The sequence below is a fragment of the Citrobacter sp. C348 genome, assembly GCF_047467975.1.
Taxonomy (GTDB): Bacteria; Pseudomonadota; Gammaproteobacteria; order Enterobacterales; family Enterobacteriaceae; genus Citrobacter; species Citrobacter gillenii.
The window spans coordinates 76,081-94,793 of the sequence record NZ_JASJUJ010000012.1 but is presented as its reverse complement, the minus strand read 5'-3'; the positions used below and the strand labels follow the sequence as shown (position 1 = coordinate 94,793).

General features: G+C 51.5%; 15 protein-coding genes. 11 read left to right on the top strand and 4 right to left on the bottom strand.

Annotated elements, in window-relative coordinates; translation table 11 throughout:
* Nucleotides 1–49: 49 nt before the first annotated feature.
* Nucleotides 50–292 carry an envelope stress response protein PspG gene (pspG, locus tag QNN86_RS20165; RefSeq protein ID WP_096758714.1) on the top strand — a complete coding sequence of 81 codons (243 nt, stop codon included), beginning with the start codon at nucleotides 50–52 and terminating at the stop codon, nucleotides 290–292.
* 228 nt (nucleotides 293–520) lie between these two features.
* Here pspG and QNN86_RS20160 read toward each other — a convergent pair whose 3' ends face one another.
* Nucleotides 521–1,504, bottom strand: a complete 984-nt coding sequence (locus QNN86_RS20160) for a quinone oxidoreductase (protein WP_181618066.1) — start codon at nucleotides 1,502–1,504, stop codon at nucleotides 521–523.
* 61 nt (nucleotides 1,505–1,565) lie between these two features.
* Here QNN86_RS20160 and dnaB point away from each other — a divergent pair, with 61 nt between their 5' ends.
* The 5 genes from dnaB to QNN86_RS20135 all read left to right on the top strand — a co-directional run bounded on the left by dnaB (nucleotide 1,566) and on the right by QNN86_RS20135 (nucleotide 6,854).
* Nucleotides 1,566–2,981, top strand: coding sequence for a replicative DNA helicase (dnaB, locus tag QNN86_RS20155; RefSeq protein WP_096758712.1), 1,416 nt, complete (start codon nucleotides 1,566–1,568; stop codon nucleotides 2,979–2,981).
* Nucleotides 2,982–3,012: 31 nt separating this feature from the next.
* Nucleotides 3,013–4,092: an alanine racemase gene (gene alr, locus QNN86_RS20150; RefSeq protein WP_115259702.1), complete on the top strand. Its 1,080-nt coding sequence runs from the start codon at nucleotides 3,013–3,015 to the stop codon at nucleotides 4,090–4,092.
* Between the two features lie 131 nt (nucleotides 4,093–4,223).
* Nucleotides 4,224–5,417 (top strand): aromatic amino acid transaminase, encoded by a 1,194-nt coding sequence (gene tyrB / locus QNN86_RS20145; RefSeq protein WP_117343605.1) that lies wholly within the window; start codon nucleotides 4,224–4,226, stop codon nucleotides 5,415–5,417.
* 239 nt (nucleotides 5,418–5,656) lie between these two features.
* Complete coding sequence (gene aphA, locus QNN86_RS20140; RefSeq protein WP_117343604.1) at nucleotides 5,657–6,370, top strand: acid phosphatase AphA; 714 nt, start codon at nucleotides 5,657–5,659, stop codon at nucleotides 6,368–6,370.
* Nucleotides 6,371–6,497: 127 nt separating this feature from the next.
* Complete coding sequence (locus QNN86_RS20135) at nucleotides 6,498–6,854, top strand: MmcQ/YjbR family DNA-binding protein (RefSeq protein WP_096758708.1); 357 nt, start codon at nucleotides 6,498–6,500, stop codon at nucleotides 6,852–6,854.
* Between the two features lie 97 nt (nucleotides 6,855–6,951).
* On the opposite strand, the gene uvrA is transcribed toward QNN86_RS20135, so the two are convergent.
* Complete coding sequence (gene uvrA, locus QNN86_RS20130) at nucleotides 6,952–9,774, bottom strand: excinuclease ABC subunit UvrA (protein WP_096758707.1); 2,823 nt, start codon at nucleotides 9,772–9,774, stop codon at nucleotides 6,952–6,954.
* 251 nt (nucleotides 9,775–10,025) lie between these two features.
* Here uvrA and ssb1 point away from each other — a divergent pair, with 251 nt between their 5' ends.
* Complete coding sequence (ssb1, locus tag QNN86_RS20125; RefSeq protein WP_181517652.1) at nucleotides 10,026–10,559, top strand: single-stranded DNA-binding protein SSB1; 534 nt, start codon at nucleotides 10,026–10,028, stop codon at nucleotides 10,557–10,559.
* A 378-nt stretch (nucleotides 10,560–10,937) separates the two neighbouring features.
* The gene (locus QNN86_RS20120) at nucleotides 10,938–13,247 is read left to right on the top strand and encodes an autotransporter outer membrane beta-barrel domain-containing protein (protein WP_174361436.1); all 2,310 of its coding nucleotides are present in this window, start codon (nucleotides 10,938–10,940) and stop codon (nucleotides 13,245–13,247) included.
* Nucleotides 13,248–13,328: 81 nt separating this feature from the next.
* On the opposite strand, the gene QNN86_RS20115 is transcribed toward QNN86_RS20120, so the two are convergent.
* The gene (locus QNN86_RS20115; protein ID WP_096758704.1) at nucleotides 13,329–13,610 is read right to left on the bottom strand and encodes a YjcB family protein; all 282 of its coding nucleotides are present in this window, start codon (nucleotides 13,608–13,610) and stop codon (nucleotides 13,329–13,331) included.
* Between the two features lie 548 nt (nucleotides 13,611–14,158).
* Here QNN86_RS20115 and QNN86_RS20110 point away from each other — a divergent pair.
* On the top strand, nucleotides 14,159–15,745 hold the full coding sequence (locus tag QNN86_RS20110) for an EAL domain-containing protein (protein WP_115259698.1): 1,587 nt from the start codon (nucleotides 14,159–14,161) through the stop codon (nucleotides 15,743–15,745).
* Between the two features lie 2 nt (nucleotides 15,746–15,747).
* Here the strand turns inward: QNN86_RS20110 and soxS are convergent, their stop codons facing one another.
* Nucleotides 15,748–16,071, bottom strand: coding sequence for a superoxide response transcriptional regulator SoxS (soxS, locus tag QNN86_RS20105; protein WP_096758702.1), 324 nt, complete (start codon nucleotides 16,069–16,071; stop codon nucleotides 15,748–15,750).
* Between the two features lie 86 nt (nucleotides 16,072–16,157).
* On the opposite strand from soxS, the gene soxR reads away from it, so the two are divergent.
* Nucleotides 16,158–16,616, top strand: coding sequence for a redox-sensitive transcriptional activator SoxR (gene soxR / locus QNN86_RS20100; RefSeq protein ID WP_096758701.1), 459 nt, complete (start codon nucleotides 16,158–16,160; stop codon nucleotides 16,614–16,616).
* 599 nt (nucleotides 16,617–17,215) lie between these two features.
* Nucleotides 17,216–18,565, top strand: coding sequence for a guanine/hypoxanthine transporter GhxP (ghxP, locus tag QNN86_RS20095; RefSeq protein ID WP_096758700.1), 1,350 nt, complete (start codon nucleotides 17,216–17,218; stop codon nucleotides 18,563–18,565).
* The last annotated feature ends 148 nt before the right edge of the window (nucleotides 18,566–18,713 follow it).

The following is an 18,713-nucleotide window of genomic DNA, read 5'->3' as shown; positions in this document are numbered from 1 at the left end:
GCATGATTCTTGTAATGCTTTGAGCAGAAATTCATTATGGGAGAGCATCATGCTGGAACTACTTTTTGTGATTGGCTTTTTTGTCATGCTGATGGTCACCGGCGTATCGCTGCTGGGGATTCTGGCCGCGCTGATGGTGGCGACTGCCGTGATGTTCCTCGGTGGGATGTTTGCGCTGATGATTAAACTGCTGCCGTGGCTGCTACTGGCTGTCGCCGTGGTGTGGGTTATCAAGGCCATAAAAGCGCCAAAAGTCCCGCACTATCAGCGCAATAACCGTCGGTTCTACTAAGGTATTGAGCGGTACGTCACAACCTGCAACATTGCCTTTAGAACCAAATAGGAATTGATTATTAAATCTGTCACTATTGCGCAGTTAACGAATTCATCGAGCTGTACCCTACATACAGCCGAACTAAAAAAAGAAAGGGCTTCCTGCGGGAAGCCCTAATTCTTTGCCTCCCCGTCATAATTCAAACCGCAGGTGTGTTGGCTGCTTGAATTATTTAAGAGGGAAGTCTCACGGGATCAGCAAACTCGACCCTTGCGTGGCCCGACTTTCCAGCACTTCATGCGCCCGCTGGGCATCTTTTAACGCAAATGTCTGACCTTGCGCGATATCGACTTTAATCACGCCGCTGGCAATCAGTGAAAATAGCTCATTACTGGCTTCGGTTAATTCATGGCGGTTGGTGATGTAACCCTGCAGAGAAGGACGGGTGGCGTACAGCGAGCCTTTTTGGTTCAGAATACCTAAGTTAACGCCGGTCACCGGCCCGGAAGAATTACCAAAACTCACCATCAGCCCCCGGCGTTGCAGACAGTCCAGCGAGGCTTCCCAGGTGTCTTTACCCACCGAGTCATAAACAACCCGGACTTTTTTACCGCCCGTAATTTCTTTAACCCGTTCGACAATGCTCTCTTCACGATAGTTAATCACCTGCCATGCGCCAGCCTGTAATGCAATTTGCGCCTTTTGCGCATTGCCGACGGTACCAATCAGCTTCGCCCCCAACGCTTTTGCCCACTGGCAGGCAATCAGACCAACGCCGCCTGCGGCGGCATGGAACAGAAACGGCTCGTCAGGCTGGATTTCATAGGTTTTACGCAACAGATAGAAAACGGTTAACCCTTTCAGGTAGGACGCGGCGGCCTGCTCAAACGAGATGGCATCCGGTAAAATAGCGGCTTTATCGGCAGGGACATTATGTACCGAACTGTAGGCACCAAGCATAGACTGGGCGTAGACCACGCGATCGCCAACGCTGATGTGGGTTACTTTGCTACCGACTTTGCTGACCACGCCAGCCGCTTCGGTGCCGAGTCCGCTGGGCAGAGAAGGGGGCGGATACAGTCCGCTGCGGATGTAGGTATCGATATAGTTGATGCCAATCGCTTTGTTTTCGACCTGGATTTCATGCTCGGCCGGATCAACGGGCGTAAAGTCCACAGCCTTCAGTACCTCAGGGCCGCCGTGCTTGTGAAATTCAATACGTGTTGCCATGCTTCCTCCAGAAATGTGGTAATCTTTCGACCCAATCATTATCTCGGTAACTCCATTCACTATGGCAGGAAATAAACCCTTCAACAAACAACAGACTGATGCTCGTGACCGCGATCTGCAGGTCGCCGGGCTGAAAGTACCGCCGCACTCGATTGAAGCGGAACAGTCGGTGTTGGGCGGTTTAATGCTGGATAACGAACGCTGGGACGATGTTGCCGAGCGTGTCGTCGCGGAGGATTTTTACACCCGACCGCACCGGCATATCTTCACCGAAATGCATCGTTTGCAGGAGATGGGCAAACCCATCGATCTGATAACCCTGGCCGAGTCGCTGGAAGTGCAGGGGCAACTCGACAGCGTCGGCGGTTTTGCTTATCTGGCTGAGTTATCTAAAAATACGCCAAGTGCAGCGAACATAAGCGCTTATGCGGATATCGTCCGCGAACGTGCCGTCGTGCGCGACATGATTTCGGTGGCCCATGAAATCGCGGAGGCCGGTTTTGACCCGCAAGGGCGTTCCAGTGAAGATTTGCTGGATCTCGCGGAATCCCGCGTTTTTAAAATCGCCGAAAGCCGCGCCAATAAAGACGAAGGCCCGAAAAATATTACCGAGGTGCTCGACGCCACCGTCGCGCGCATCGAACAGCTTTTCCAGCAGCCGCATGATGGCGTCACCGGGGTGAATACCGGCTACGATGACCTCAACAAAAAGACTGCCGGTCTACAGCCGTCGGACCTGATTATCGTCGCCGCGCGTCCGTCGATGGGTAAAACGACGTTTGCAATGAACCTCGTCGAAAATGCGGCGATGTTGCAGGATAAGCCGGTACTTATCTTCAGTCTTGAAATGCCCTCCGAACAGATCATGATGCGTTGTCTGGCATCTCTGTCGCGCGTAGACCAGACCAAAATCCGTACCGGTCAGTTGGATGACGAAGACTGGGCGCGAATTTCCGGCACCATGGGGATCTTACTGGAGAAACGAAACATCTACATTGATGACTCCTCCGGTTTGACGCCCACGGAAGTGCGTTCGCGCGCACGCCGAATCGCCCGTGAACACGGCGGTATCGGACTGATTATGATCGACTACCTGCAGCTGATGCGGGTGCCGTCGCTCTCCGATAACCGTACGCTGGAAATTGCTGAAATTTCGCGCTCGCTGAAATCATTAGCAAAAGAACTGCATGTGCCGGTGGTGGCGCTGTCGCAGCTTAACCGCTCTCTGGAACAACGCGCCGACAAGCGTCCGGTCAACTCGGATCTCCGTGAATCGGGGTCTATCGAGCAGGATGCCGACTTAATCATGTTTATTTATCGTGACGAGGTTTATCACGAAAACAGCGACTTAAAAGGCATCGCGGAAATTATTATTGGTAAGCAACGTAACGGCCCAATCGGTACGGTGCGCCTGACGTTTAACGGCCAGTGGTCACGCTTCGATAATTATGCCGGACCACAGTATGACGATGAGTAACGCTCCGTCGTCCATTTATTAAGGAACACAAATGCAAGCGGCAACTGTTGTCATTAACCGCCGCGCTCTGCGACACAACCTGCAACGTCTGCGCGAACTGGCACCTGCCAGTAAACTGGTTGCGGTGGTGAAAGCGAACGCTTACGGCCATGGTCTGTTAGAGACCGCGCGAACGCTCCCTGATGCGGACGCTTTTGGTGTCGCTCGTCTTGAAGAAGCTCTGCGACTGCGCGCGGGTGGGATCACGCAACCCATCCTGCTATTGGAGGGTTTTTTCGATGCCTCCGATCTGCCGACCATCTCCGCACAGCGGCTGCATACTGCCGTGCACAATGAGGAGCAGCTTGCGGCGCTGGAAGCGGCTGAACTGGCGGAACCCGTCACCGTCTGGATGAAGCTCGACACCGGGATGCACCGTCTGGGCGTACGTCCGGAGCAGGCTGAGGCGTTTTATCAACGCTTGACCCACTGTAAAAACGTGCGTCAGCCGGTCAACATCGTCAGCCACTTTGCCCGTGCAGACGAACCCGAATGTGGCGCGACGGAAAAGCAGCTCGATATCTTCAATCGTTTTTGTGAAGGCAAGCCGGGACAGCGTTCTATTGCCGCATCTGGCGGTATCCTGCTGTGGCCGCAGTCCCATTTCGACTGGGCGCGTCCGGGGCTAATTCTGTATGGCGTATCGCCGCTGGAGAATCATTCTGCCGGGACTGATTTTGGCTGCCAGCCGGTGATGTCGCTTACCTCCAGCCTGATCGCCGTGCGCGAGCACAAAGCGGGCGAACCTGTTGGCTATGGTGGAACGTGGGAAAGCGCGCGTGACACGCGCCTGGGCGTGGTGGCGATGGGTTATGGCGACGGGTATCCGCGTGCAGCGCCGTCCGGCACGCCGGTACTGGTCAATGGTCGGGAAGTGCCGATTGTTGGTCGTGTGGCAATGGACATGATCTGCGTTGATTTGGGACCAGAAGCGCAGGAAAAAGCCGGCGATCCGGTGATTCTGTGGGGCGATGGTCTGCCCGTTGAACGCATTGCTGAAATAACGAAAGTAAGTGCTTACGAACTTATCACGCGCCTGACATCAAGGGTAGCGATGAAGTACGTGGACTGAATCTGGCTGTCTGCCGGATAAAGCGGTTCTGCCGCCATCCGGCAATAATCCTCTCAACATCCTCTCGATCTTCTCCCGCTTCCGGTTTATTGTGTTCTTATCCCCTGCCTGTAAACCTGGAGAACCACCACGTGTTTCAAAAAGTTGACGCCTACGCCGGCGACCCGATTTTATCGCTCATGGAGCGCTTCAAGGAAGATTCACGTCGTGACAAAGTGAATCTCAGCATCGGTCTGTATTACAACGAAGACGGGATAATCCCTCAGCTTAACGCCGTAAGCGAAGCGGAAGCCCGGCTCAATGCTCAGCCGCAGGGTGCGTCGCTGTATTTACCGATGGAAGGCCTGAACAGCTATCGCCACACCATTGCGCCACTACTGTTTGGTGCAGAACACCCGGTTCTTCAGCAGCAGCGCGTGGCGACGATTCAGACGCTGGGAGGATCAGGTGCGCTAAAAGTAGGTGCGGATTTTCTGAAGCGTTACTTCCCTGATTCTGGCGTCTGGGTCAGCGATCCGACATGGGAAAACCACATCGCGATTTTTGAAGGGGCTGGATTCGAAGTAAGTACTTACCCCTGGTATGACAACACGACTAACGGCGTGCGCGTCAACGACCTGCTGGCAACCTTGAACACCTTACCGGCTCGCAGCATTGTACTGTTGCATCCGTGCTGCCATAACCCGACCGGTGCGGACTTGACGCCCGCGCAGTGGGATGCGGTTATCGAGATTCTGCAAGCGCGCGATCTAATCCCTTTCCTTGATATTGCCTATCAGGGATTTGGCGCGGGAATGGAAGACGACGCCTATGCGATCCGCGCCATTGCCAGCGCTGGATTGCCTGCCCTGGTCAGCAACTCGTTCTCTAAAATTTTCTCTTTATACGGTGAGCGTGTCGGCGGCCTTTCCGTGGTGTGCGAAGACGCTGAGACTGCGGGTCGCGTGCTGGGGCAGTTAAAAGCCACGGTGCGTCGTAACTACTCCAGCCCACCTAACTTTGGTGCGCAGGTAGTTGCCGCCGTGCTGGGCGATGATGCGCTTAAAGCCAACTGGCTGGCGGAAGTAGAAGCGATGCGTACCCGCATCCTGGCGATGCGTCAGGAATTGGTCAATGTTCTCCATGCCGAGATACCGGGCCGTAACTTTGACTACCTTCTGCAACAGCGCGGTATGTTCAGCTATACCGGGTTGAGCGCCGCCCAGGTCGATCGCCTGCGTGATGAATTCGGGGTTTACCTGATCGCCAGCGGCCGCATGTGCGTCGCCGGGTTGAATCACGGTAACGTCCAGCGTGTGGCGAAGGCATTTGCCGCAGTAATGTAATTGGGTGCCGGATGGCGGCGTAAACGCCTTATCCGGCCTACAAAGCATTGGATTTTCCGTTTGTGGGCCTGATGAGCATAGCGCCATCAGGCACGCTTTTTCTGTGTGATCGTCCTCTTTTTCTGTAACAAAACGAGAGAAAACCCTTCCTTTCACCTTCCCCAGGGGGTAAGGTCAGATAGTTTTTTGACCAGTTGTTAATAAAAAAATGATAACTAGCTGACTACTTAGGGAAAAATATGCGCAAGATTACGTTGGCACTTAGTGCCGTTTGCTTATTGTTCACGTTAAACCATTCCGCCCAGGCTTTAGTTTCTTCCCCCTCGCAGCTTAATCCAGGCACTAACGTTGCAAAACTCGCTGAGCAGTCTCCGGTTCACTGGGTCTCTGTTGCTCAGATTGAAAACAGCCTGACCGGACGCCCGCCAATGGCCGTCGGATTCGATATTGATGACACCGTTCTTTTTTCCAGCCCGGGTTTCTGGCGTGGCAAAAAAACCTGGTCCCCGGAGAGTGAGGATTACCTGAAGAATCCGGCGTTCTGGGAAAAAATGAACAATGGCTGGGATGAATTTAGTATTCCAAAAGAAGTCGCACGTCAGTTAATTGATATGCATGTTCGTCGCGGCGACAGCATCTTTTTTGTCACCGGACGTAGCCCGACAAAAACCGAGACCGTGTCTAAGACACTGTCCGATAACTTCCACATTCCATCCGCTAATATGAACCCGGTTATCTTTGCCGGTGATAAAGCCGGGCAGAACACCAAAACGCAGTGGTTACAGGATAAAAACATCCGCATGTTCTACGGCGATTCCGACAATGACATCACCGCCGCGCGCGACGTAGGTATTCGCGGTATTCGCATTTTGCGCGCCTCCAACTCCACCTATAAACCACTGCCGCAGGCCGGGGCATATGGCGAAGAGGTGATTGTAAACTCAGAATACTGAGGGTACAGGTTCTTTATTGGTGGTTTTTTAAACAAATTTGCGTTGCTGGCTTTTACCTTTGGCAGAGTTGCTGCACACTGAGTAAAAGATGTTCTCATTAGGCGAGCTGCTGGTAAGGGGAATAAAGATGACGAACTCGGAGTTGCTGCAATACTGCATGGCGAAAACAGGTGCCGAACAGAGCGTGCACAGCGACTGGAAAGCCACGCAAATTAAAGTCGAAGATGTGCTTTTTGCGATGGTAAAAGAGGTGGAAGAACGCCCTGCTGTGTCGCTGAAAACCAGCCCTGAACTGGCCGAGTTATTGCGCCAGCAGCATAGCGATGTCCGGCCAAGCCGGCATCTTAATAAGGCGCACTGGAGCACGGTGTACCTGGATGGTTCGCTGCCAGATTCACAAATTTACTATTTGGTGGACGCCTCATATCAACAGGCTATCAAGACGCTGCCAGAAGATAAACGCAGGATGTTGGCGCAGTTCTGAGCCTTTTTGCCGGATGCGGCGTAAGCGCCTTATCTGGCCTACAATCCAATACGTCTATCCTGTAGGCCCGATAGCTTGCGCCATCGGGCATGAGTAACTACAGCAGTGGTTTGAGGAAGCGGGCGGTGTGTGAGGCTTCACACTCTGCAACCGTTTCCGGCGTACCGGCAACCAGGATTTCTCCGCCGCCGCTACCCCCTTCCGGACCGAGATCGACAATCCAGTCGGCCGTTTTAATCACGTCCAGATTATGCTCAATGACCACGATGGTGTTGCCCTGATCCCTGAGCTGGTGCAGCACGTCCAGCAACTGCTGAATATCCGCAAAGTGCAGACCGGTAGTCGGCTCATCGAGGATGTACAGCGTTTGTCCTGTACCGCGTTTTGATAACTCACGCGCCAGCTTCACGCGCTGGGCCTCGCCGCCAGAAAGGGTTGTTGCGGACTGCCCAAGGCGAATATAAGTCAAGCCAACATCCATCAGCGTTTGCAGTTTACGCGCCAGCGCCGGGACGGCATCAAAGAACTCACGCGCCTCTTCAATGGTCATATCCAGCACTTCGTGGATAGTCTTGCCCTTGTACTTGATCTCCAACGTTTCACGGTTATAGCGCTTGCCTTTGCACTGGTCACACGGCACGTAGATATCCGGCAGGAAGTGCATCTCAACTTTGATTACGCCGTCGCCCTGACAGGCTTCACAACGTCCACCGCGCACGTTAAAGCTGAAGCGCCCTGGCGTGTAGCCGCGCGCGCGTGATTCCGGCACGCCAGCAAACAGTTCGCGGACGGGTGTAAATACGCCGGTATAGGTTGCCGGGTTGGAACGTGGCGTACGACCAATGGGGCTCTGGTCGATGTCGATAACTTTATCGAAATGCTCCAGCCCCTGAATGTCGCGATAAGGTGCAGGTTCAGCCAGCGTGGCGCCGTTGAGCTGGGTCTGAGCAATCGGGAACAGCGTGTCGTTTATCAGCGTTGATTTACCGGAACCGGATACGCCGGTAATACAGGTAAACAGGCCAACCGGCAGCGTCAGGGTGACATCTTTCAGGTTGTTGCCGCGCGCACCGGTGAGCTTCAGCACTTTTTCCGGGTTAGCGGGCACGCGTTGTTTCGGCACTTCAATCTTGCGCTTGCCGCTCATATACTGGCCGGTCAGTGACTCAGGCACTGCCATAATGTCATTGAGTGTACCCTCCGCCACTACCTGTCCACCGTGGACGCCCGCGCCTGGACCGATATCGATCACATGGTCAGCGGCGCGAATCGCATCTTCATCGTGCTCAACCACAATCACGGTATTACCCAGATTGCGCAGATGGATAAGCGTACCCAGCAGGCGTTCGTTATCGCGCTGGTGCAGACCGATGGACGGTTCATCCAGCACGTACATTACGCCGACCAGGCCCGCACCGATCTGGCTTGCCAGACGGATACGCTGGGCTTCGCCGCCGGAGAGCGTTTCGGCCGAACGCGACAGTGTCAGGTAGTTCAGACCGACGTTAACCAGGAACTTGAGGCGGTCGCCAATCTCTTTAAGGATTTTCTCCGCAATCTTCGCCCGTTGACCGGCAAGTTTGAGATTGTTGAAGAAATCCATCGCATGACCGATGCTCATGTCAGAAATAGTAGGCAGCGGTGTGTTCTCAACAAACACGTGGCGCGCTTCACGACGCAGGCGCGTGCCTTCACAGCTGGCGCACGGTCGGTTGCTGATGAACTTAGATAATTCTTCGCGTACCGCGCTGGATTCCGTCTCTTTATAACGGCGCTCCATATTGTGCAGCACACCTTCAAACGGGTGACGACGTACGGAAGTATCACCGCGGTCGTTCATATATTTGAATTCGATATTCTCTTTGCCGGAACCGTACAGCACCACTTTGTGAACCGTTGGGTTCAGGCTGGCCCATGGGGCTTCTATGTCGAACTTATAATGCTCTGCCAGTGACTTAAGCATCTGGAAGTAATAGAAGTTACGACGATCCCAGCCACGGATCGCGCCGCCAGCCAGCGACAGCTCTGGGTTTTGGATCACGCGGTCAGGGTCGAAATACTGCTGCACGCCGAGACCGTCGCAGGTAGGACATGCGCCCGCCGGGTTATTGAACGAGAACAAGCGGGGTTCCAGCTCGCGCATGCTGTAGCCGCAAATAGGGCAGGCAAAGTTGGCGGAGAAGAGCAGCTCCTCCGCTTTCGGGTTGTCCATATCGGCAACCACCGCCGTGCCACCGGAGAGATCCAGCGCGGTTTCAAAAGACTCCGCCAGACGCTGTGACAGGTCGTCACGGACTTTAAAGCGGTCGATGACCACTTCAATGGTATGTTTCTTTTGCAGTTCCAGCTTTGGTGGATCGGACAGGTCACACACTTCACCGTCAATACGGGCGCGGATATAACCCTGGCTTGCCAGATTCTCCAGCGTTTTCGTGTGTTCGCCTTTGCGCTCTTTGATGATCGGTGCCAGCAGCATCAGGCGCTTGCCTTCCGGTTGTGACAGCACGTTGTCCACCATCTGGCTAACGGTCTGCGCTGCCAGCGGTACGTCGTGATCCGGACAGCGCGGCTCACCGACGCGGGCAAACAGCAGGCGCAGGTAGTCGTGAATTTCGGTAATGGTGCCTACCGTGGATCGCGGGTTATGGGATGTCGATTTTTGTTCAATTGAGATGGCTGGCGACAGCCCCTCAATGTGGTCGACATCCGGTTTTTCCATCAGCGACAGGAACTGACGCGCATACGCGGAAAGCGATTCAACGTAACGACGCTGCCCTTCGGCATACAAGGTGTCGAAAGCCAGCGAGGATTTGCCTGAGCCCGAAAGCCCGGTGACGACAATCAGCTTGTCGCGCGGGATGACGAGGTTGATGTTTTTGAGATTATGGGTGCGGGCGCCCCGAACTTCGATCTTATCCATTCATCTTTCCCGGATTAAACGCTTTTTTGCCTGGCTGCATGGTGCTACCGGCGATCACAAACGGTTAATTATGACACAACCTGACCTGAATGGATATACAGTATTGGAATGCAAAACGCAGGTGTCTGTGTAACAATGTCTGGCTGAGGTTGTTTACTGGAATCCACCTCTCAACGTAGTAAAAGCGCTATTGGAAATGCTACAATCCCGCGCTTACACTTATTAAGAAACGTTTTTCAGGAGACACGATCATGGCCAGCAGAGGCGTAAACAAGGTGATTCTCGTCGGTAATCTGGGCCAGGACCCGGAAGTACGCTATATGCCGAATGGTGGTGCAGTTGCCAACATTACGCTGGCTACTTCCGAATCCTGGCGTGATAAAGCGACCGGCGAGATGAAAGAGCAGACTGAATGGCACCGTGTTGTGCTGTTTGGCAAACTGGCGGAAGTCGCCAGCGAATATCTGCGCAAAGGTTCTCAGGTCTACATTGAAGGTCAGCTGCGTACCCGCAAATGGACCGATCAGTCAGGTGTCGAGAAGTACACGACTGAAGTTGTTGTGAACGTCGGCGGCACCATGCAAATGCTGGGTGGTCGTCAGGGCGGCGGTGCACCGGCGGGCGGTAATGCAGGTGGCGGTCAACAGGGTGGTTGGGGTCAGCCTCAGCAGCCGCAGGGTGGCAACCAGTTCAGCGGCGGTGCACAGTCTCGTCCGCAGCAGTCCACTCCGGCAGCGCCGTCTAACGAACCGCCAATCGACTTTGACGACGACATTCCGTTCTGATCGTGATTTAACGATTATTACCGTAATGAATGAAAAGCCCCATTTAAAATGGGGCTTTTTTGTATTTGACGATCTTCTCACATATAATATTCGAATATTTTGCAAGGAAAAAACGAAATATAATCATTGTTTATAATTACTATTTTAATATATGCAATTAATAACATTGATAGTAATCAAATTTAAATAAACTATTGCGAAGTTATTTGTTTCATGATTCAAAAAATATTGACAGCGTGATGTACCGCATTAAATAATGCTCTGAGATTGTCAATTCATCATTGATACAAGTGTACTGCTCTCCGATCTCTTTTTATTAATGAGGATTTGATAGTCGTCTTGATATTTCTATATTCTTTTGTACTTCGGAGTCTATATATGTATCAATGGAAGAATAACGCTAAGGTAATATTGCCTTTAGCCTTGTCGGTGAGCATTAGTAATGCGCTATATTCTGGGGCAGCATTCGCTAAAGATTATACACTGAACTATATCGGTAAGGACCCCGAGCTCCCTGGTATCAGCATCAAAGATACGATTGCCGGCGACAACAACTACGATTTTACGGTTAAAATTGATAATCCTGTGCGAGGCGAAGGTAACGGTCTTGAGGTCAAGATTGGCAACATCACGAGTGATCAGGGCGGTGAGTATCATATTGGTAATTACAACGTCAATATTAGCGGGACCACGGAGCAGGAGCATCGTGCCGGGTTAGCCTTCTTTGGGTTGTCTGCAGAAGGCAGTGACACCAAAGTGACTGTCGACAATTTTAGTCTTAAAAATAATTTCCTAATTGGCAATAAGTACACACACAACAATACTGCGTTATATGTAGGCGGTGGCGCGGATGTGTCTGTGAACGGCAATGTGTACATTCGTTCTGAAGTTGAGCACACCAAACAGGGCGAAGATGCAACGCTGGCCAATAACGGAATTTATGCGCGGGGTGCGGGTTCAACCATTACGGCAAACGGTGGCGATGTTTACATTAATACCTATGCTAGTAACTTTAAAGAACTCCTGGAGAACAATAGCGGTTACCCGGAAGGCTCATCAAAAAGTGATGCGGTCAGTGCTAAAGACGGTGGTGTCGTTAATATTAATCAGGCTGGAGGCAACAAGGTTAATCTATTAGGTAACCTCGACTTCGGTGATAAGCTTTATTCTAATACAAGCCAGATGAATATTACGCTTAATGGGGCAGATTCATACTGGCATGGGCATGAAGCAAACTTCTTTGACGCAACAACCGGGAAATGGAGCGGCGATCTCAACCTTACGCTGGCGAATAACGCCCACTGGATCCCCGATGGTAAAGATGCGGAAATCAGTGCCATCACCCTGAAAGACGGCGGTACGGTAAACCTGCATGGTTTTAACCTGCACACCAATCAGAGTATCAACGAAACCGTTAAAATTCATGATTTGAAAGGGAACAACGGTATTTTCCTGATTGATGTCAATACCAATAAAACGGATGAGCAGCGACGTAACGGCAGCGACTTCATTGAAGTTGTTAAAAGTAGTACCGGCGGTACACATGCGATTGAAGCGTTGAATATCAACAAGCTCACTGATTTGAAGGAAGATATCTGGGTTGCCGATGCGGCAAGTAATGTGACATTCGAAGCGTACGATAAAGTCGATATTACGAACGAGTATGTGTATGACTATAAACCACTGCTGCGTTCTGATATCCGTGAAGGCGATCCGCAAAGCCAGTACGGTACCAACTGGTATATCACGGGTGTTTCGACGAAAGCCAGCGCAGGTAGTAACACCGTGATCGCCAATGCTGGGCTGAACTACGCAATGGCGACCGCTCGTCTTGAAATCGACAGCCTGAATAAGCGTTTAGGCGAACTCCGCCAGGATCAGCAGCAAAATGGTCTGTGGATACGCTATAAAGGTGGTGAAATAGAGAGTGATACTGGGAGCTACTTTAAAAACCTGTATAGCTTCTGGCAACTCGGTTATGACAACAAAGACGAAGGCGAATCGTCTGTCTGGACGCGAGGGATTGCCGCGCATTACATGAGAGGCAATGCCGACTTCACTTATGGTACTGGCGATAACAAGAACTACGGTGGTTCACTTTATGCTGCATGGAATCGCCCAGAGAAACAAGATTACCTGGATCTGGTGTTGAAATATAGCCGCCATGAAAGTGACTTCAATTACAGGAACACATACGGCAACTCTGGCTTTGCAGATAGCAGCACATGGTCAATCAGTGCCAGCGCAGAATACGGTCGCGAGTTTAGCTTAGGAAACTCTACGTTTATCGAACCGCAAGGTCAGCTCGTGTATACCTATCTGGATGAGGCCAGTTACACCACCAGTAGTGGGTTGAAAGTCCGTCAAAACGATATAGACAGCGTTATTGGCCGTGTCGGATTGCGCGGAGGTTATCGGTTTGAATCGCGCCCGGATAGCGATATTTACGTGAAGCTGGATTTGCTGCATGAGTTTGCTGGCGATCGTGATGTCACCGTTTGGGGTAAAGATGCCGCACTGAAAGTGAGCGAAGGGGGAAGTGACTCCTGGATCAACTATGGTATAGGTACCAATATCCATCTCACTCAGAACAATAACTCCCGGTTGTATGTTGATCTGGAAAGATCGGCGGGAGGTGACATTGATATGAACTGGCAGGTTAACGCGGGTTTCCGTATGGAGTGGTAGTTCATAGCTTTGAATGGGTTCACTTAACCTAAAAATAAGCGTCCGATTGAAATTTTAGTTCAGTCGGACGCTTTCTTTTGATCAGTTTAATACCATCGGCCACTCTGGCGGCGTATGGCTCATCACTTCTACCATCACAGACTGGATGTTATTCCAGATAGCGGACACGTCCATCAGGGTGATGCCGAGCAATCCGGTTGCAAACCAGCAGGCGAAAACCAGCCCTAAACCGCTGCTGATAACGGCCAGGCCAATATAATCTGATTTACGAAAACGGATATTGAGCGTGCTGGCTAAAAACATCAGCACTGCGCTCAGCAGTTGCCACCGCAGAAGAACTACGCCAGTTGTTATTGTTGCCATGAAAAACGTCCTCAAAAAGTCTTGATGCCCAGGACAGCACGGGGTTGTTCACAACAGGTGTGGCACTCTGGCTATCGGCGGGCATGCACATCAATGAAACACTGTTTCTGTTACATGATTTTTGTGAACTATATCACATCTGTTCGTTTGTTCACCAGTGCGGGACGCTCTTTTTATTGGTTAATAACCTTTATTGAATTGTGGTTATAGGATGTGGTGAGCGAATGCATCATTCGTAATAGAAGGTGTATTTACGCTGCTTGTTATCTTTATCCTAAATTAATCTTTAAAAAAATTTATGTATTTTTTATGCGAAGCCCGTATAACGCGAATAAAACATTACGACTTTTACAGTGTGCTATTTTCAAATAAGCTTAACTTTAAGTTTGCCTTACGGAAAAAGAATATCATCATCCGCTATTATCAGACTTTTACATAGAGACGGCGGTTGCGAATGTTGATAGATTCATACAACTTAACTAGCCGGCGTTTATAGCATCCTGCCTTGATGGGTACTGGCATATACGATACAGGGAAATAGGGCTGACATGACTCACAGTGCGCGACGTAAGACGCTGAGGTTCCTTGGAACACTCACGGTGGTATTGCTCCCCGTGGTACTGGCGTTATGGTTTGCTCATGTCAGGGCGACGTCCGAAACCCGCAATCAACTCCGCACTTTTGCGCAGCTGGCCCTCAATAAAACGGAGCTGGTGATCCAGCAAGCCGATCTCGCGCGTGATATGGCACAACTGTATCAAGGGGAGATGTGTACCCCGGCGCATCAAAAAAGTATGCTGAATATTATTCGTGGGCGTTTATATATCAGCGATCTCATTTATGCGCAGGGCGATCATTTTTTGTGCTCAACGTCGATGGTGCCGCCAGCCTCATATATTATGCCCACCGCTGACTATAAGCGGACGCCGGACATCTCCATTTATTACTATCGCGATACGCCGTTTTTTTCTGGCTACAGAATGACGTATATGCAAAGAGGAAACTACGTTGTCGTTATCAATCCTTTATCCTACAGCGAGGTCATGTCTGATGATCCGGACCTCGCCTGGGGGGTCTATGATACGGTAACGGATAGCTTTTTCTCTGCCAGTGAAGGGTCAAACGTTGCGCAATTACTGCCGCTGGTACGCGGCGATGCCCCGACATTCCAGCAAGACGATCGTTTCTATACCATCGTGCATTCAGAAAAGCGGCCCATTGCGGTTATTGTGTCGACCACGGACGATCGCGTTGATCAGAATTTCTATCATGAAGCTGTACTAACGCTCCCTTTCGGCGTGATCTGTAGCATCCTGATCCTACTGATGTGGTGGCGTACGCGCCAACAATACTATTCTCCTCGCCGTCTGTTAAAACGCGCGCTCAAAAAACGCCAGCTTTGCCTGCATTACCAGCCGATCATTGATATCAAAAATGGTCAATGCGTTGGGGCCGAGGCGCTGTTGCGCTGGCCCGGTTGCAAAGGTGAGGTCATGAGTCCGACAGAATTCATTCCGCTGGCGGAAAAGGAAGGGATGATTGAGAAGATAACGGATTATGTGGTCGAAGAAGTGTTCAACGATTTGGGCTATTTTCTGTCAGCACACCCTCAGCTTTACATCTCAATAAATCTCTCTGCCTCCGACTTTCATTCATCCCGGCTGATCGCGCTGATTGCTGAAAAATCACGCGACTACTCTGTACGTTCGCAGCAAATCAAGGTTGAAGTCACCGAGCGCGGATTTATTGATTTGCAGAAGATGACCCCGGTTATTCAGGCATTTCGTCAGGCGGGTTATGAAGTCGCGTTTGATGATTTTGGGACTGGGTATTCCAATCTGCACAATCTGTCTTCGTTGAATGTGGATATTCTGAAGATCGATAAATCGTTTATCAGTACGCTGACCACCAACAGTACCAGCCACATGATTGCCGAACATATCATCGAAATGGCGCAAAGTTTACACCTGAAGACAATTGCAGAAGGGGTCGAAACAGCGGATCAAATCAGCTGGCTGCTGGAGCGCGGCGTACAGTTTTGTCAGGGATGGTACTTTGCGAAAGCATTGCCGCCGCAGGAGTTCATGCACTGGGTTAAGCGCTCGCCCGCCATACTGACGCAGGGCGGGCAATAATTCTACAAACGATGGCGATAGTCGCTGGGGGTTCGATCAAACTCGCGGCGGAACACACGTGAGAATGTTTGTTGCGATACATAGCCGAGATCCATCGCAATATCAAAAATAGGTCGCTCAGTATTGCGTAGCTCAACGGCGGCCAGCAGCAGTCGACGCTGACGAATATAGTCGCCTAACGTCTGGCGCATCACCGTACGGAACATTCGCTGTAAATACCACTTTGAATAACCTGATTTTTTCGCGACCGCTTCGATATTCAGCGGTTGGTCGATATGTTCATCAATCCATTCAATAAGTGTCTGAATAATTTGCTGATGGGACATATGGCAGCCTCTTTCTCAGTATTCGATTCGTCGTTTTGTCTGTCGGCGAGTATAATTCCTCAAGTTAACTTGAGGTAAAGCGATTTATGGAAAAGAAATTACCCCGGATTAAAGCGCTGCTCACCCCTGGTGAAGTGGCAAAGCGTAGCGGCGTGGCAGTATCGACCCTGCATTTCTATGAAAGCAAAGGGTTAATCAGCAGCATGCGCAATAGCGGTAATCAGCGTCGATACAAACGAGATGTGCTGCGTTATGTGGCCATCATCAAGATTGCTCAACGGATTGGTATTCCGCTGGCAACAATTGGTGATGCGTTGGGCGTATTACCCGAAGGCCACTCGCTCAGTGCGAAGGAGTGGAGGCAGCTTTCTTCACAATGGCGCGAAGAGCTTGACCGACGCATTCATACTCTGGTGGCACTACGCGATGAGCTGGACGGCTGTATTGGCTGCGGCTGTTTGTCACGCAGTGATTGTCCGTTGCGTAACCCAGGCGATCAGCTTGGTGAGCAGGGGACTGGGGCGCGATTGCTGGAAGATGATTGATGAGTTTGAAACCGGTGATGGGTATAAAACTAAAGCGCCACAACTGGGCGCTTTAGTTTGGTTCCGGTCTTTGTCTTTCACTCTATCCCGCTGGTTCACGGGAGGGTTTCCCCCGACATCAACACCCCTCAGTCGAGCACGTAGTGGAGGTTCCGGTCTGTGTTGATAAAGTAATTGTAAGTCACCCCAGGACAATTGCCAGTCAATTGGCGGTTTTTTAGCCGAAATTTTTCCTGCATCTTCACCTGTTTTCCTGTGCGACTTTGCGCCTGAAATAGTAGCGCATGTTGCAATAACCCAGCGAAATTTGTTGCCAGATTGCGCATTAACGATAACGTTTGCGCATCGGTTGGCTATTTCTTGTGCGCTATAAGAAGAAATGCATAAAAAGCGGCAAAGTTCTGTTGAAAACCGCCGTATGATCGCAGGATAATCGTTTGCTTTTTTTTACCACCCGTTTTTTATGCGTGAAGCTAAACGTTTGCTTTTTTGCGACACCCCTTTTGGCGCAAACCTGGCACATGGAGAAAACGTTTAGCAGGCAGTGGATTGTCCATCACGCATATTGACGAAAAATAAACTCTCAGGGGATGTTTTCTATGTCTACGCCTTCAGCGCGTACCGGCGGCTCACTCGACGCCTGGTTTAAAATTTCGCACCGCGGCAGTACCGTTCGTCAGGAAGTCGTTGCCGGATTAACGACGTTCCTGGCAATGGTCTACTCCGTCATTGTGGTTCCGGGGATGTTGGGTAAAGCCGGGTTCCCACCGGCTGCAGTTTTCGTAGCGACCTGCCTGGTAGCCGGCGTGGGTTCTATTGTAATGGGCCTGTGGGCAAACCTGCCGCTGGCGATTGGTTGCGCTATCTCGCTGACGGCGTTTACCGCATTTAGCCTGGTGCTGGGGCAGCATATTAGCGTGCCAGTGGCGCTGGGTGCGGTGTTCCTGATGGGCGTCCTGTTTACCATTATTTCTGCGACCGGTATCCGTAGCTGGATCCTGCGCAACCTGCCGCAGGGCGTTGCGCACGGCACGGGGATTGGTATCGGCCTGTTCCTGCTGCTGATTGCGGCAAACGGCGTTGGGCTGGTGATTAAGAACCCACTGGACGGCCTGCCGGTTGCTCTGGGCGATTTCGATACCTTCCCGGTGATCATGTCGCTGATTGGCCTGGCGGTCATTATCGGCCTTGAAAAACTGAAAGTACCGGGCGGCATCCTGCTGACCATCATCGGTATTTCTGTTGTTGGCCTGATTTTCGACCCTACCGTGCATTTTTCCGGTATTTTTGCCATGCCTTCTTTGAGCGATGCGGAAGGGAATTCCCTGATCGGCAGCCTGGACATTATGGGGGCGTTGAACCCGATCGTCCTGCCGAGCGTATTGGCGCTGGTGATGACCGCCGTCTTCGATGCGACCGGGACTATCCGTGCCGTGGCGGGGCAGGCGAATCTGCTGGATAAAGACGGACAGATTATTGATGGCGGTAAAGCGTTAACCACCGACTCCCTGAGCAGCGTGTTCTCTGGTCTGGTGGGGGCGGCTCCTGCGGCAGTGTATATTGAGTCCGCAGCGGGTACGGCGGCGGGTGGTAAAACCGGTCTGACCGCGATCACCGTCGGCGTGCTGTTCCTGTTGATCCTGTTCCTCTCTCCGCTCTCTTATCTGGTTCCTGCCTACGCGACCGCACCGGCGCTGATGTATGTCGGCCTGCTGATGCTGAGCAACGTAGCGAAAATTGACTTCGCAGACTTTGTGGATGCGATGGCGGGTCTGGTGACTGCTGTGTTCATCGTGCTGACCTGTAACATCGTTACCGGCATTATGATCGGCTTTGCTACGCTGGTGATTGGACGCATTGTTTCCGGTGAATGGCGTAAACTGAACATCGGTACCGTAGTCATTTCTATCGCGCTGGTGGCCTTCTATGCCGGCGGCTGGGCAATCTGATTCTCACATCATGATGATCCTGAAAACGGGTGGCTTTTGCCGCCCGTTTTTATTTTCGGAACACATCTCGTTGTCTTTTGCGTTACTCTGAGGAAGATAGAATTGAGGCACGACGCCTCTCGTCGCATATCATAAGAAACATCGCAAA